Raw genomic sequence first — 14,877 nt, 5'->3', positions numbered from 1 at the left:
TCAAGGGTGCGCGTGGGCCAGACTAATACCTTCCAAGTGGCTCAAGCGATTCTCCTTGAGAATGCACTGGGTCGTTATCCGTTGCGGATAGCAACGCATAAACATGTTGGTGAAATGTGTGCCGTAATGAATACGTTCAGTACAGCTCTGACTGAATAATGGCTTGGCTGAAACGCTGAAACTCGGCTCGTGAAAGTAGGCCATGGCAAAACGCTCACGTGAGTTTAGCTTGACCTTGTGAGGCGTCGAGAGCAGAAGTCCATCGGTCATGAATTGCAAAATATCACCCGGAAACACTGTGAACACGCGCGGTACCGGTTTCACGAACGTCCAGGGCTCGTCGTTTTCGAATAAACCTGCAGTGCTTTCGTCAGGCAACCAGTTGCGCTTGCGATGTTCGCCGTCGACCGGAGGCCGAATATACAAACCTCCCACCTCATCCTGAGTAGCGATCACCAGCATGCCGTAGTCGGTATGGGCCCCAATACCTCGGCAGGTTTGTGCCGACTCGGCAGGGAAACGCAGAACACGCATATGGTGCCAGCCATCCTCGCTAAGCTGCGTCAAAGCATTTATTTCCAATCCCAGTCCGAGTGCCACCAGCTTCAACAACTTTTCGCCCGTGTCACCCAATTCCTCCAGGAAGGCTTTCATGCTGTCGCGGTATTCGTCATTGGGCCATGGCACGGGACCGTGGCACGGCCAGCCGTCTACGACGCGCTGATCCTCCAGTGGCAGATCTTTGCAAATGGTGAAAATTTCCGATTGATCCTGCTCGCCAGCCGTGACCTCTTCGCCAGAAGCAACATACCCTGCATAGGTAAGACTGCTGACTAAGCGCGACTTCTCTTCCCGGGGCAGTTTGAAAAAAGCCTTGCTGGCTGCCATGGCGCGCTTGACCTTGTGGTCCTGTTCGTCATGGATGCTGATCTGAAAAATACCGTCTTTGCGCCAAGCATCTATGAGCGCTCGGCCCAATTGGCGATCGGCCTTGCTATCAGTTACAGCTTCAGGCAGGGCAAAAGTTATTAAGTCAGTCATGTCGTGTCTCCTTAAATCCATTAAAGAGACGTGCACTCACAAATGTGACGCTGAACTGCTCCATCAACGGAACTGCTTCAGGCCCAACGTTGCGAGCCTGAATCATGAACGTCGTTATATTCCCATCTGGGAACGGTATTTATAGACTCCGGCGGACAACCTGAACATAACCGGATGTCGGTTTAACTGGCATCGAATCAACCGTCCGACGGCAGGTAAAGGTTGCTCGCCTTCCTGCCCTGGCAACCGCGAGTTTCAGCGGTCTGCTTAATTGTTACCACACCTGACCCTGGCGTTTAAGCTCCAGGCGGCGCACAAACTCCTCCAGCACCAAGCCATACAGATCGTCCTGCAGGTAGGCGTCTTCGATGCCCGCATCCAGGTTGGGGTTGTCGTTGACCTCAATCACCACCACTTTGTCGCCGGACTGCTTGAGGTCCACGCCATAGAGGCCGTCGCCGATCAGGTTGGCAGTCTTCACTGCCAGTTCCACCACGGCTTTTGGCGCTTCGTGGACCGCCAGAGTGCGACACTCACCGTTGACGGCCTGGCCAATGGCCTTGTGGTTGTAGATCTGCCAATGCCCCTTGGACATGAAGTACTGGCAGGCGAAAATCGGTTTACGGTTGAGCACGCCGATGCGCCAGTCGTATTCGGTGTAGAAGAACTCTTGGGCCAGCAGCAGTACCGAATGCTCGAACAGCTCGGCCGTAGCCTTGAGCAACGCCGCCTGGCTTTCGACCTTTATCACCCCTCGGGAGAAACAGCCATCGGGGATCTTCAACACCAGTGGGAAACCCAGGCGCTCGCCGACGCGCTCGAAATCTTCCGGCCGCTCCTTGTAAAGAATCTCGGTGGCCGGCATGCCCAGTTGGTGGCTGTTCAGCAGGTCGGTGAGGTAGACCTTGTTGGTGCAGCGCAGGATCGATGCGGGGTCATCCATCACCACCAGCCCCTCGCTTTCGGCTTTCTTGGCGAAACGGTAGGTATGGTTATCGACGCTGGTAGTCTCACGGATGAGCAAGGCGTCGTACTCGGCCAGGCGCGCGTAATCCTTGCGCTCGATCAACTCCACATCAATGCCCAGGCCCTTGCCGACCCGTATGAAATTTTCCAGGGCGCGGGGGTTGGACGGAGGCAGTTGCTCCTGAGGATCGTGAAGAATTGCCAGGTCATAACGGGCCAACCGACGTGAGCGCGGCTGACGCCAGACCTTGCGACTGAAGTTGTCGAGGGCGTGGGCGAATTGGTCTTCCTGATCGTCGCGTAACTTGTGCAATACGCCAGACTTAACGCCTTCGATATGCCAGCCGTTATGTTGACGGAATTCAACTAACAAGATCGGACAGGGAAAGGTTTCAAACAACTGGCGCGCTAACTCCTGCAAAGGTTCTATCGTGGTCCGACCGAAATACAGTGTCAGGGTAAAGCCTTCGGTATTGCTGTAGAGATGATGACTCAGGGCCTTTTCCAGGCTTTTGTCCAGATCATCCAGAGACAGGCCATACAGGGCTTTCCTGGTCAGTTCGCTGATGGTGCGCACCGATGGAATCACCTTGTGCCCACGCGCCTCGGCCAGCAACGAGCAGTAGTAGCCGTGCCCCAGGTACTTGTAGCTGCGGCACAGGTTGATTACCTGTACGCGCTTGCCTGTTTCGTTTTCCCGGGTCTGCTCCAGGTACTCCTGGGCGGTGACGATATCCTCGCTGGGAAAATAGGAGGCCCAATCTTCCTTGCGCTCGACAATAATCACCACTTGGCTCGAACTTCGGGGTGGCGCGGAAAAATAACCGTTGGACGTTATTGTCGCCGCAACTGTTTGCTCGGATACTTGACGCCAATGACCTTGTACCGCCGACATATTAGTTGATCCGCTTTAGAGAACTCGACCTTTTCTATTAAGCACGATCTTTTAGGGAAGTCCCGTTTCGTTACGCAACTTTTACGGTGGTCTTATGGCTCTTTTCTTTCGCGTTGCAACCCTCGACGATGTGCCTGCATTAGTGGCGTTGGAGCAGCAGTGTTTCAGCAGTGATCGGCTGTCTTCGCGCAGTCTGCGCTGGATGATCAGCCGGGCCAATGGCCAGTTGTGGCTTGTGCAACAGCACGGTGAACTGCTCGGCTATGGGCTGGTGCTGTTTCGTCGTGGCGCCCGGCTGGCGCGCTTGTATTCCATCGCCATTGCCGAGCACGCTCGAGGCATCGGTCTGGGCCATCAGTTACTGGAGCACATCGAAGCCTGCGCCCTGGCCAACGATTGCGCGTACCTGCGTCTGCAAGTGCGCACCGACAACCCCGGCGCACTCTCCCTGTATGAGCGCAATGGCTATCGGCGCTTTGCCTGGGTCGACGACTACTACGAAGATCACACAGCTGCCTTGTGCCTGGAAAAACCGCTCGCGCCTGCATCGGCCGTGGCTTCCAGCTCACGCACCAGCGGCAAAACACGTTTGCCGAAGTACTCCACCTCCTCCTGAAAATGCAGAAAGCCCGCGAGCACCAGGTCCACGCCCACGGCCTTGAGCGCGACAATGCGTTCGGCGATCTGCCGCGGGGTGCCAATCAGGTTGGTCTTGAAGCCATCGTTGTACTGCACCAGGTCTTCGAAGCTGGACTTGGCCCAGTTGCCCTCGCCTTCCGGCGAAGCCTTGCCCGCCTGCTTGGCGGCATCACCAAAGGCGTTGACCGCTTCCGGGTCGGCCTGGTCGATGATTTCCGCCAGCACGGCCCGGGCTTCTTCTTCGGTGTCGCGGGCGATCACAAAGGCGTTCACGCCGACCTTAACCGAATGGTGATTGGCAGCGGCCTTGGCGCGGATATCATCGACCTGGGCCTTGATGCCTTCGGGGGTGTTGCCGTTAGTGAAGTACCAGTCCGAGACCCGCGCCGCCATGTCCCGTGCCGCCCGTGAACTACCCCCCTGGAAAACCTCTGGCTGGCCCAATGGCTTGGGCTTGAGGGTGTAGTTGTTGAAACGATAGAAATCGCCCTTGAAGGTGAAATCGTCCTGGGTCCAGATGCCTTTGAGGGCGCGGATGAATTCTTCTGAACGACGGTAGCGCTCATCGTGCTCCAGCCAGGGTTCGCCAATGGCCTGGAACTCGCCCTTGAACCAGCCACTGACGATATTCACCGCAATACGGCCATTGGTGAGCTGGTCGATGGTCGCCAATTGCTTGGCCGCCAACGCCGGTTGCCAGGGACCTGGCAGGATCGCCGCGATCACTTTGAGCGTGGTGGTCGCCGCCAGCAAAGCATGGCTGAACGCCACGGACTCATGCTGGTTTTCGGCGCCATAACCGGCGGTGAAGCGAATCTGGGTCAGGCCGTATTCAAAGCCTGCGGCTTCGGCCAACTGCGCCAGTTTGCGGTTGTAGTCGATGCCCCAGTGAGTGCGCTGTTCGATCTTGCTGACCACCAGCCCACCGCTGACGTTGGGCACCCAATAGGCAAATTTCACGGCTTGCTGACTCATCGGACGGTACCTCGCACAAATGGATGTCATGTAGCTTACGCAGCAAGCGTGCCAGTCACCCGCAAATGCCCGCGCCATGGGCGCTGCGTTAAAAAATCGGATATCTGATCAGCCTGCCGGCAATGTCACCGATCGCAGCGGTTTGTCGATCTGCTGTTGCAGGAGCAACACCCAATCACCCTCTCGCACCGCAAACAGGGGAGCAAAGTCCCGGCACGAACTGTGCAATCTCCAGCACATTCGATCACTGCCAGGAGCCCTACCCATGACTGAACATCAGGTCATCAACCCGCTGTCTACCGGCGCCGATTACCCTGCGCTGGCCGCACGTTTTCGGCCGATCTTCCAGCGCATCGCCGAGGGTGCGGTTGAGCGCGAGCACAGCCGCACACTGCCCTACGAACCGATTCAATGGCTCAAGGACGCTGTTTTTGGCGCGGTGCGGGTGCCGGTGGAATACGGCGGTGATGGCGCGTCACTGCCGCAGTTGTTTGAACTGTTGATCGAACTGGCAGCGGCCGACTCCAACGTGCCCCAGGCCCTGCGCGGGCACTTCGCATTTGCCGAAGACCGCCTGAATGCGCCACCCGGCGCAAGCCGTGATCTGTGGTTCAAGCGTTTTGTCGATGGCGATATCGTCGGCTGCGCCTGGACCGAAATCGGCACGGTGGCCATCGGTGAGGTGGTGACCCAGGTCAGCCCTGACGGCGACCGCTGGAAACTCAACGGCGAAAAGTTCTACAGCACCGGCAGCCTGTTCTCGGACTGGATCGATGTTTACGCTCAACGCAGCGACACCGGCGCCGCCGTGATCGCCGCCACCCGCACCCATCAGCCAGGCGTAGTGCAGAGCGATGACTGGGACGGCTTTGGCCAGCGCACCACCGGCAGCGGCACCTCGCGGTTTACCGACGCGGTGGTGGAAACTGAAAACCTGATCGACTTTGCCACCCGCTTCAAATACCAGACTGCGTTCTACCAACTGGTGTTGCTGGCGACACTGGCCGGTATCGGTCGCGCTGCGCTCAGCGACGTGGCCCACCAGGTGCGCAACCGCCGGCGCATCTACAGCCATGGCAATGCAACGCACGTCAGCCAGGATGCGCAGGTGCAACAGGTGGTGGGCGAAGTCGCCGCGTTGGTATACGCCGCCCAGGCCAGCGCGTTGAAGGCCGCAGTGCCGGCGCAACAGGCTTATCTGGCGCGCTTTGGCGGCAATGACGTGGCCGAACGCGAAGCCAATGTGGCGGCTGAGATTGAGTCGGCGACGGCGCAAGTGGTGGTTTCGGATTTGATCCAGCGTGCCACCAGCCAATTGTTCAACGCCTTAGGGGCCTCGGATGTGCGCCAAGGCAAGGCGCTGGACCGGCATTGGCGCAACGCACGGACGGTGTCTTCGCACAATCCGGTGATCTACAAGGCGCGGATCGTGGGCGACTGGGTGATCAACGGGACAGAGCCACCGTTTGTGTGGCAAATCGGCAACGGCCCGGCGAAGGCCTGAAGTTGATCTGGGTCAAACTGTGGGAGCGGGCTTGCTCCCGATAGCGGTGGGTCAGTATCCAATTCCTTGGCTGAACTACCGCTATCGGGGCATAGGTATCTACACAACTTTGTAGCTGCCGACCGTAACCACGATGCGAAGCGAGCCGCTCTTGATCTTGATCTTAGGCGCCCCGTCAAACCACGCTGGCCGGAATTCGACAGGGATTTGGGGGGTAAACCGGCAGGGATGCCGGTTTAGCCGCCCCGCGCCATGGATGGCGCGTGGCGGCGGCCCCCCAAATCCATGGCGGATTACGGGCACACCGAGCCAAAGCGAGGTGCCGAGTGGTGGGGCAAGAGCGTTTTGCTTACTTTTGCGCTCTTTTCAAAAGTGAGCCGCTGTAAAAGCGGAACCAATATCAGCCGTTACCTAAATAACGGATATGTACTCGGTCTAATCCAACATCCTGGTCGGCCCTGAGGCAGCCATCGGGAGCAAGTCGAATCGTCGCACCGCCCCTCCCACAGGGTGTAGCGCCGTACCAAAAGATGTGTAGATACCTATGCTAATCGGGGGCAAGCCCCCTCCCACATGTGGAGCACATGCGGCTCAGAACGCCAGCTTGTACCCCACCGCCATCAACATCACCGCCAGGCACGGGCGTAACACGCTGTCGGAGATCTTGCCGGTCATATGGCTGCCGAAGTAGATCCCCGGCAACGAGCCCATCAGCAAGAAGCCCAGCAGATGCCAGTCCATATTGCCCATGCTCGCGTGGCCCAGGCCCGCCACCAGGGTCAGGGGCACGGCATGGGCGATTTCGGTGCCGACCAGACGCCGCGTGGCCAGGAATGGGTAGAGGATAAACAGCGCCACCGTGCCGAGGGCCCCGGCGCCAATGGACGTCAGGGCTACCATGGTGCCAAGGACCGCGCCGGTCACCACGGTCAGGGCGTTCAGGTTGCGCGGGCGCATGTGGTAGTCATCACCGGCATGTCGCTGAGCAAAGGCCAACAGGCTTTTCTTGAACAGGATCGCCAGGGCCGTCAGCAGCAATACCACACCGAGTGCCTGCTTGATCACCGCGTTCATCGCGCTGGGATCGGTGTGCAAGCTGGCAAGGAACCATAAGGTCAACAACACCGCGGGCACGCTGCCCAGGGTGAGCCAGCCGGTGATGGTCCAGTCGATGTTCTTGTTCTTGCCGTGCACCAGCACGCCACCGGATTTGGTGATGGCGGCATACAGCAAGTCAGTGCCCACGGCAGTCGCCGGATTGATGCCGAACCACAACAGGATCGGGGTCATCAACGAGCCTCCGCCTACGCCAGTCATGCCCACGATAAAACCTACGATCAGGCCGGCAACCACGAAACCAAAATTACCTACATCCATTACAGCTACCCGCGGCCTTATAAATTTCTGGCCGCAGGATAGCGATTTTTCTTATAACCACTTATACCAATGTGATCTGACTTTATGCCTTTTAGCTTAGACGTTCACACAGATAAGCTTGAGTTTGATATGGGAAGGCCACGGTATCGCGGTTTTGCAGGCTGGGATGGGTAGCGATCAAGGTGCGTAACTGAGCGGTGACCTTGGCTTTTTCCGCAGGCGGCAACGCTGCGATAAAGCTCACCGAGAGAAAACGATCCATAATCACTTCTTGCGGGCTGCCCACATGTTGATAGGCAAAGCAGGTCATCTGTGGGGTGCCAAAATACTCACCGGTGAAAGCTTCCCGCCAACGCCCGCTATGAAAACGCGGGGTGTCCCCCTCATACGGCGTGATGATTTCAGTGATTGCCGCCACCCAGTCCACCGACTCATCGCGCACATTCCACACCAACCCCAGTCGCCCGCCAGGCTTGAGCACGCGATGAATTTCCGCCAGTGCGGCGCGGGTGGAGAACCAGTGGAATGCCTGGGCACACACCAGGGCATCGGCGCTGGCGGACGCCAAGGGGATGGACTCGGCGGTGCCGTCGAGCAGGCGTACATCCGGCAATAGTTTGGCCAACTGCGCGCCCATCTGTGCCACTGGCTCGACCGCAATCAGGGTCGGTGCCAGGCTGCTGAGCAAGCGGGTGAACTTGCCAGTGCCGGCGCCGAGGTCGATCACCGTCGATTGCGAATTGATATGCAGCGCCTCGGCCAGCCAACCGGTCAGTTGGCGCGGATAGTCCGGTCGGCCTTGGGCGTAAGTGACGGCCTGGGTCGAGAAACCCTGTTGAGCGGACGTGTGGACACCAGTCATTGCCAATCTCTCCTCGGGTAGAGCGGGTCGCACAGTGTGCGCCCTTCCCCGCGGATTTTCTAATCGGCTCGAGTAGGCAACCACACCCGAAACCGCGCTCCGCCCAGAGGCGAGGCCAGGGCTGTCAAGGTGCCGCCCTGGGCCTCCAGGGCACGTCGGCTGATCGCCAGGCCCAGGCCGAAGCCGCCGGTGGCACGGTCGCGGCTGCGGTCCAGGCGGTAGAACGGTTCGAAGATGCGCTCGCGCTGGTCCATCGGTATGCCGATGCCGTCGTCGTCCACCCAGATTTCGCAGCCGTTGGGACACACCTTGACCCCCACCTGAATGCGTTTGTCGCAATAGCGCGTCGCGTTGCGCAGCAGGTTCTGCAAGGCGCGGGCGGTAAGGCGCGGGTCGAGGCTGAAGCGCTCCACGGTGCAGTCGAGCGCCACGTCGATGACAATCTCGGGGTTTTCCAGCTCGTCGTCGACGCTGCCCAGCACGCTGTCGATAAACTCGTCGAGCGCCACCTCGACCCGTTCGGGCAATTGCGCAGGATTTTGCAGGCGGCTGTAGGACAGCAATTCCAGCACCAGTTCATCCAGCTCGCGAATATGCGCCACCAGGCTTTGCAGACGCTCGCGACTGGCCTGGGGCAAGTCTTCGGAGAGCGCCAGCGCCAGGCCGAAATCCAGGCGGGTGAGCGGTGTGCGCAGTTCATGGGAGACCGCATTGAGCAAGTCGCGCTGCTGGTTCAGCAGGTGCTCGATATCGTCGGCCATGGTGTCGAACACCGTCGCCAGGCTGCCGATGCTGGAGCTGGGCGGAAGGCGCGTGCGCTCTCCAAGGTGGCCCTTGCCCAACAGCGCGGCGGTGCTTTTGAGGCGCTCCAGGTCACGCCAGTGCGGGCGCAGCCACACCAGCAGGCACGCCAGCAGCGCCGCGCCGATCAGCACGTTCATCGACCAGTACAGCAGGTTCATGTCCAGCGGGTCCGGCGGAATGGTCAGCTTGACCGCGAACTGCTGGTTGATCGGCGAGCTGATTTCTTCCATCCAGCCCCACTCGCCCAGGCGGATCACCGACTTGCCTTGCTCCAGCAGTTGTTCTTCCTGCGGCGTATAGCGAGCGTCCTGGCGCAGCAACAGTTCAACCTTCAATGGCGCAAAATCGCGACTCAACTGGTCGGTCACCTGGGACCAGTGCTCCACCGGTGCGCGCTGGTATTGCTTGACCATCAGCTTTTGCAGGCCACGGGACTGTTCGATGTTGTAGTCCATGTAGCGGTGTTCGAACAGTTGGATCACCAGCTTGGGAATCAGAAAGATGGCTGCACTGTAGGTGACGATAGTGATCAGGTAGAGGCGTAGCAGCACACGGAACATGGTTCAGCATTCCCACTCGGAGCGGCTGAACAGATAACCCTTGCCCCACACGGTCTTGATCTTGCGCGCCTCGCCGGCGTGGTCGTCGAACTTGCGCCGCAACTTGGAAATGGCCACGTCCACCGAGCGATCGGTACCGTTGAACTCGATGCCGCGAAGGCGTTGCAGGATCTGGTCGCGGCTGAGCACTTCACCGGCGTGGCGCGCCAGTACCACCAGCAGGTTGTATTCGCCGCTGGACAGCTCCACCGCCTGCTCGCGCCAGGTAACGGTGCGTTCCGACAGGTCGATACACAGGTTGCCCATGATGATCCGGTCGTTGGCCACCTGGGGCTCGGACAGACTGCTACGGCGCAGCAGCGTGCGCACCCGGGCCAGCAGCACGCGCGGCTCGCAGGGTTTGGTCACATAATCGTCGGCCCCCATTTCCAGGCCCAGCACCTGGTCGTGGCTGTCGTCGCGGGCGGTCAGCATCAGGATCGGCAGGCCCGCCGAGTCGGCGCGCAGCAGGCGGCAGACTTGCAGGCCGTCGAGGCCCGGCAACATCAGGTCGAGGATCACCAGGTCCGGCGGGTTGAGACGCGCACGTTCGCGTACGTGGTCGCCACGGCTGAGCACACTGACGTGATAGCCATTGCGTTCCAGGTAGCTGGCGATCAGCTCGGAGAGTGCGGCGTCGTCTTCGACCAGAAGGATGTTGGGCATAGGGTGTTTCCAGAAAATACACTGATAAGTCGTACACAAATCCCATGTGGGAAGGGGCTTGCTCCCTCCCACATTTGATCTTCATTGTAAGCAAGGTTGTGCAAGGATATACGCCCCCGACGCCACGCGCGCCGTACCTTACACTTCTTCACACACGACCTACACAGCTTCACAGCACCACGGCGCAGGTGACTTTAGGATGCGCCAGTCAATATTGGGATAAGAGCATGTCGAAGAATCTATTTGCGCCGTTTTGCCTGTTGGCCCTCACACTGGCGCTGAGCGCGTGTGGTCAGTCTGCAGACGAGGCGCCGGAAATGCCCCTGGCCAAAGTGCGCATCGAAACCCTGCAGGCCAAGCCCCTGTCCATTACCAGCGAACTGAGCGGGCGTATCGCCGCGCCGCGCATTGCCGAAGTGCGTGCCCGAGTGGCCGGTGTGGTCATGCAGCGTGTGTTCAAGGAAGGTCACGATGTGAAACAGGGCGACGTGCTGTTCCGCATCGACCCGGCGCCCTTCAAGGCTGACCTGGACAGCGCCCAGGCCAACCTGAGCAAGGCCGAAGCCAATGCGTTCCAGGCCCGCCTGCAAGAGCAGCGCTACAGCCAGTTGGTTGAAGGCAACGCCATCAGCGGCCAGGAATACGACAACGCCCGCGCCGCCCTGCGCCAGACCAACGCAGAGGTTGCTGCGCAAAAGGCTGCCGTCGAGCGCGCCAGGCTGAACCTGGGCTATGCCACCGTGACCGCGCCGATTTCCGGGCGCATCGGCCGTGCCCTGGTGACCGAAGGCGCGCTGGTCGGCCAGAACGAAGCCACGCCGCTGGCGATCATCCAGCAACTGGACCCGATCCACGCCGACCTCACCCAGTCCACCCGCGAGTTGAACGACCTGCGCCGCGCCTTTCGTGCCGGCAGCCTGAAACAGGTCGGCCAGGACCAGGCCAAGGCCACCCTGATCCAGGACGACGGCAGCCTGTACCCGTTGCCGGGCAAACTGCTGTTCGCCGAGATCAGCGTTGACCCGGGCACCGGGCAGATCATTTTGCGCAGCGAGTTCCCCAACCCGGATCTGGACCTGTTGCCCGGCAGCTTTGTACGGGTGCGCCTGGAGCAGGCCGTGGACAAGCAAGGCATCAGCGTGCCGCAACGTGCCATCACCCGTGACAGCGCCGGCATCCCGATGGTGTTGCTGCTGGACGCCGAGCAGACCGTCAGCCAGCAGCCGGTGGAATTGGGCGCGGTGATCGAAGATCGCTGGATTGTCAGCAGCGGCCTCAAGCCAGGCGATCGCATTATCGTCGAGGGCCTGCAACATGCACGCCCCGGCGAAAAAGTTGAAGTGGACGACAGCCCGCTCGTAAAGGAATAACCCGTCATGCCGCAGTTCTTTATTGACCGCCCGATTTTCGCCTGGGTGGTGGCCCTGTTTATCCTGCTGGCCGGCTTCCTGGCCATCCCGCAGTTGCCGGTGGCCCAGTACCCCAACGTCGCGCCACCGAAGGTGGAAATCTACGCGGTGTACCCGGGTGCCTCTGCCCAGACCCTGGACGAAAGCGTGGTCAGCCTGATTGAGCAGGAGCTCAACGGCGCTGATCACCTGCTGTATTTCGAATCCCAGAGCAGCCTGGGCTCGGCGACGATCACCGCGACCTTCCAGCCGGGCACCGACCCGGAAATGGCCCAGGTGGATGTGCAGAACCGCCTCAAGGTCGTCGAGCCGCGCCTGCCCCAGGCCGTGACCCAGCAAGGCTTGCAGGTGGAAAAAGTCTCCGCCGGTTTCCTGCTGCTGGTGACCCTGACCTCCAGCGACGGCAAGCTCGACGACGTTGCGCTCAGCGACTACCTGGCGCGCAACGTGATGAACGAGCTCAAGCGCCTGGACGGCGTCGGCAAGGCCCAGTTGTATGGCGCCGAGCGGGCGATGCGTATCTGGATCGACCCCCAGAAGCTGATCGGTTTCAACCTCACGCCGGCGGACGTCAACGCTGCAATCAGTGCGCAGAACGCCCAGGTCTCGGCAGGCAGCATTGGTGACTTGCCGGGCACCAACACCCAGGAAATCACCGCGGCGATCCTGGTCAAGGGGCAATTGTCGACCCCGGCGGAATTCGCCGACATCGTGCTCAAGGCCAACCCCGACGGCTCCACCGTGCGCATCGGCGACGTGGCACGGGTGGAAGTCGGCAGCCAGGAATACCAGTTCTCCACCCGTCTGAACGGCAAGCCGTCCACCGCCGTCAGCGTGCAGCTGTCGCCGGGCGCCAACGCGCTGAGCACCGCAACCCTGGTGCGGGCGAAGATGGATGAACTGTCGCGCTACTTCCCAGCCAACGTGGAATACAAGATTCCGTACGACACCTCGCCGTTCGTCAAGGTCTCGATCACCAAGGTGGTCTACACCTTGCTGGAGGCGATGGCGCTGGTGTTTGCGGTGATGTTCCTGTTCCTGCAGAACGTGCGCTACACCCTGATCCCCACGCTGGTGGTGCCGATTGCGCTGATGGGCACCTTTGCCACCATGTTGCTGCTGGGTTTCTCGATCAACGTGCTGACCATGTTCGGCATGGTATTGGCCATCGGCATCCTGGTGGACGATGCCATTGTGGTGGTGGAAAACGTCGAGCGCATCATGGCCACCGAGGGCCTCTCGCCCAAGGACGCGACCAAGAAAGCCATGGGCCAGATCACCGGCGCCATCATCGGTATTACCCTGGTGCTGGTGGCGGTGTTCTTGCCGATGGCATTCATGCCGGGCTCGGTGGGCGTGATCTACCAGCAGTTCTCGCTGTCGATGGCCACCTCGATCCTGTTCTCGGCGTTCCTGGCCCTGACCTTGACGCCGGCCCTGTGCGCCACCTTGCTCAAGCCGATTGCCAAGGGCGAGCACCATGCCAAGGGTGGTTTCTTCGGCTGGTTCAACAAGCGCTTTGACCAACTCACCAATCGCTATGAAGGTTGGGTGGCCTATGCCCTCAAGCGCAGCGGCCGCTACCTGCTGATCTACCTGGTATTGCTGGTCGGCATGGGGCTGTTGTTCAGCCGCCTGCCCTCCTCGTTCCTGCCGGTGGAAGATCAGGGCTACACCATCACCGATATCCAGCTGCCGCCAGGTGCCAGCAAGAACCGTACGGTGCAGGTGGCCGAGCAGATCGAGGCGCATAACGCCGAGGAGCCGGGGGTGGGTGACACCACCATGATCATGGGCTTCAGTTTCTCCGGCTCCGGACAGAACGCGGCGCTGGCATTTACCACGCTCAAGGACTGGTCGGAGCGCGGCAGTAATGATTCGGCAGCGTCGATTGCCGACCGCGCCAACATGGCCTTTGGCGACCTCAAGGATGCGATTGCCTACGCGATTCTGCCACCGCCGGTGGACGGCCTCGGCACCTCCAGCGGGTTCGAGTTCCGCTTGCAGGACCGTGGCGGCGTCGGCCATGCCGGGTTGATGGCCGCGCGTACCGAACTCCTGGACGCTGCGGCAAAAAGCCCGATCCTGGCCAACGTGCGCGAAAGCGCCCTGGCCGAAGCCCCGCAAGTGCAACTGGAAGTCGACCGCAAGCAAGCCAATGCCTTGGGCGTGTCGTTTGCCGACGTCGGCAATGTGCTCTCCTCGGCGATTGGTTCGGCGTATATCAATGACTTCCCCAACCAGGGCCGTATGCAGCGGGTGGTGGTGCAGGCCGAAGGCGACCAGCGCAGCCAGGTGGCCGACCTGATGAAGATCAACGTGCGCAACAACGCGGGCAAGATGGTGCCGCTGTCGGCCTTTGTCGAAGCCAAGTGGACCCAGGGCCCGACGCAGCTGACCCGCTATAACGGCTACCCAGCCATCGCCATCAGCGGTGAGGCGGCGCCGGGGCACAGCACGGGCGAGGCCATGAACGAAATCCAGCGCCTGGTCAGCCAGTTGCCCGCAGGGCTGGGCCAGGAATGGACGGGCTTGTCGTTGCAGGAGCGCTTGTCCGGCTCCCAGGCACCGTTGCTGTTGGGCCTGTCATTGCTGATCGTGTTCCTGTGCCTGGCCGCGCTGTACGAAAGCTGGTCGATCCCGACCTCGGTGTTGCTGGTGGTGCCGCTGGGCGTACTGGGAGCGGTGCTGGCGGTGTCCTTGCGCGGGATGCCCAACGACGTGTTCTTCAAGGTCGGCCTGATCACCATCATCGGCCTGTCGGCGAAAAACGCGATCCTGATCATCGAGTTCGCCAAGGACCTGTATGACCAGGGCGAGGACTTGATCGACGCCACCTTGAAGGCGGCGCGGTTGCGATTGCGGCCGATCATCATGACCTCGCTGGCGTTTATCCTCGGCGTAGTGCCGCTGGCAATTGCCACCGGGGCCAGTTCGGCCAGCCAGCAGGCAATTGGTACCGGTGTGATTGGCGGGATGATCACGGCGACCTTGGCGGTGGTGTTTGTGCCGGTGTTCTTTGTGGTGGTGATGAAGCTGGTGCGCAAGCGCCACAAAGCGCAATAATCCCGCCGCACGCGATAAAAAATGTGGGAGGGGGCTTGCTCCCGATTGCAATGTGTCAGCCAGCCTATTTGGCA

The 14,877-nt window shown here is 60.5% G+C and carries 10 protein-coding genes and 1 pseudogene; 4 read left to right on the top strand and 7 right to left on the bottom strand.

Annotation, left to right across the window (positions count from 1 at the left end; all coding sequences use genetic code 11):
- Positions 1 to 1,041: a 2-oxoglutarate and iron-dependent oxygenase domain-containing protein gene (locus tag J1G33_RS24050; RefSeq protein WP_223018911.1), complete on the bottom strand. Its 1,041-nt coding sequence runs from the start codon at positions 1,039 to 1,041 to the stop codon at positions 1 to 3.
- A gap of 274 nt (positions 1,042 to 1,315) precedes the next feature.
- Positions 1,316 to 2,902, bottom strand: a complete 1,587-nt coding sequence (locus J1G33_RS24045; RefSeq protein WP_078821472.1) for a RimK family protein — start codon at positions 2,900 to 2,902, stop codon at positions 1,316 to 1,318.
- 94 nt (positions 2,903 to 2,996) lie between these two features.
- On the opposite strand from J1G33_RS24045, the pseudogene J1G33_RS24040 reads away from it, so the two are divergent.
- A pseudogene (locus J1G33_RS24040) lies at positions 2,997 to 3,434 on the top strand (GNAT family N-acetyltransferase); the annotation flags it as partial.
- On the opposite strand, the gene sfnG reads toward J1G33_RS24040, so the two are convergent.
- Positions 3,407 to 4,516 carry a dimethylsulfone monooxygenase SfnG gene (gene sfnG / locus J1G33_RS24035; protein ID WP_032875795.1) on the bottom strand — a complete coding sequence of 370 codons (1,110 nt, stop codon included), beginning with the start codon at positions 4,514 to 4,516 and terminating at the stop codon, positions 3,407 to 3,409. The pseudogene J1G33_RS24040 and the gene sfnG overlap by 28 nt on opposite strands.
- 265 nt (positions 4,517 to 4,781) lie before the next feature.
- Here sfnG and J1G33_RS24030 point away from each other — a divergent pair, with 265 nt between their 5' ends.
- On the top strand, positions 4,782 to 6,020 hold the full coding sequence (locus tag J1G33_RS24030) for an acyl-CoA dehydrogenase family protein (protein ID WP_223018910.1): 1,239 nt from the start codon (positions 4,782 to 4,784) through the stop codon (positions 6,018 to 6,020).
- Positions 6,021 to 6,611: 591 nt separating this feature from the next.
- Here the strand turns inward: J1G33_RS24030 and J1G33_RS24025 are convergent.
- From J1G33_RS24025 to J1G33_RS24010, 4 genes are all read right to left on the bottom strand, one after another.
- Positions 6,612 to 7,397, bottom strand: a complete 786-nt coding sequence (locus J1G33_RS24025; RefSeq protein WP_032875800.1) for a sulfite exporter TauE/SafE family protein — start codon at positions 7,395 to 7,397, stop codon at positions 6,612 to 6,614.
- A 91-nt stretch (positions 7,398 to 7,488) separates the two neighbouring features.
- Positions 7,489 to 8,259 (bottom strand): class I SAM-dependent methyltransferase, encoded by a 771-nt coding sequence (locus J1G33_RS24020; RefSeq protein ID WP_148854495.1) that lies wholly within the window; start codon positions 8,257 to 8,259, stop codon positions 7,489 to 7,491.
- A 59-nt stretch (positions 8,260 to 8,318) separates the two neighbouring features.
- Positions 8,319 to 9,623 (bottom strand): ATP-binding protein, encoded by a 1,305-nt coding sequence (locus tag J1G33_RS24015; protein WP_032875804.1) that lies wholly within the window; start codon positions 9,621 to 9,623, stop codon positions 8,319 to 8,321.
- Between the two features lie 3 nt (positions 9,624 to 9,626).
- The gene (locus J1G33_RS24010) at positions 9,627 to 10,328 is read right to left on the bottom strand and encodes a response regulator transcription factor (RefSeq protein ID WP_005788610.1); all 702 of its coding nucleotides are present in this window, start codon (positions 10,326 to 10,328) and stop codon (positions 9,627 to 9,629) included.
- A gap of 227 nt (positions 10,329 to 10,555) precedes the next feature.
- Between J1G33_RS24010 and J1G33_RS24005 the strand changes: the two genes are divergently transcribed.
- Both J1G33_RS24005 and J1G33_RS24000 read left to right on the top strand, forming a co-directional pair.
- Positions 10,556 to 11,698: an efflux RND transporter periplasmic adaptor subunit gene (locus J1G33_RS24005; RefSeq protein ID WP_103734304.1), complete on the top strand. Its 1,143-nt coding sequence runs from the start codon at positions 10,556 to 10,558 to the stop codon at positions 11,696 to 11,698.
- A 6-nt stretch (positions 11,699 to 11,704) separates the two neighbouring features.
- On the top strand, positions 11,705 to 14,803 hold the full coding sequence (locus tag J1G33_RS24000) for an efflux RND transporter permease subunit (RefSeq protein WP_223018909.1): 3,099 nt from the start codon (positions 11,705 to 11,707) through the stop codon (positions 14,801 to 14,803).
- The last annotated feature ends 74 nt before the right edge of the window (positions 14,804 to 14,877 follow it).

Source organism: Pseudomonas sp. P867 (genome assembly GCF_019891455.1).
GTDB lineage: Bacteria > Pseudomonadota > Gammaproteobacteria > Pseudomonadales > Pseudomonadaceae > Aquipseudomonas > Aquipseudomonas synxantha_A.
The sequence above is the reverse complement of the archived record's forward strand: the minus strand, read 5'-3'. Positions and strand labels throughout refer to the sequence as shown.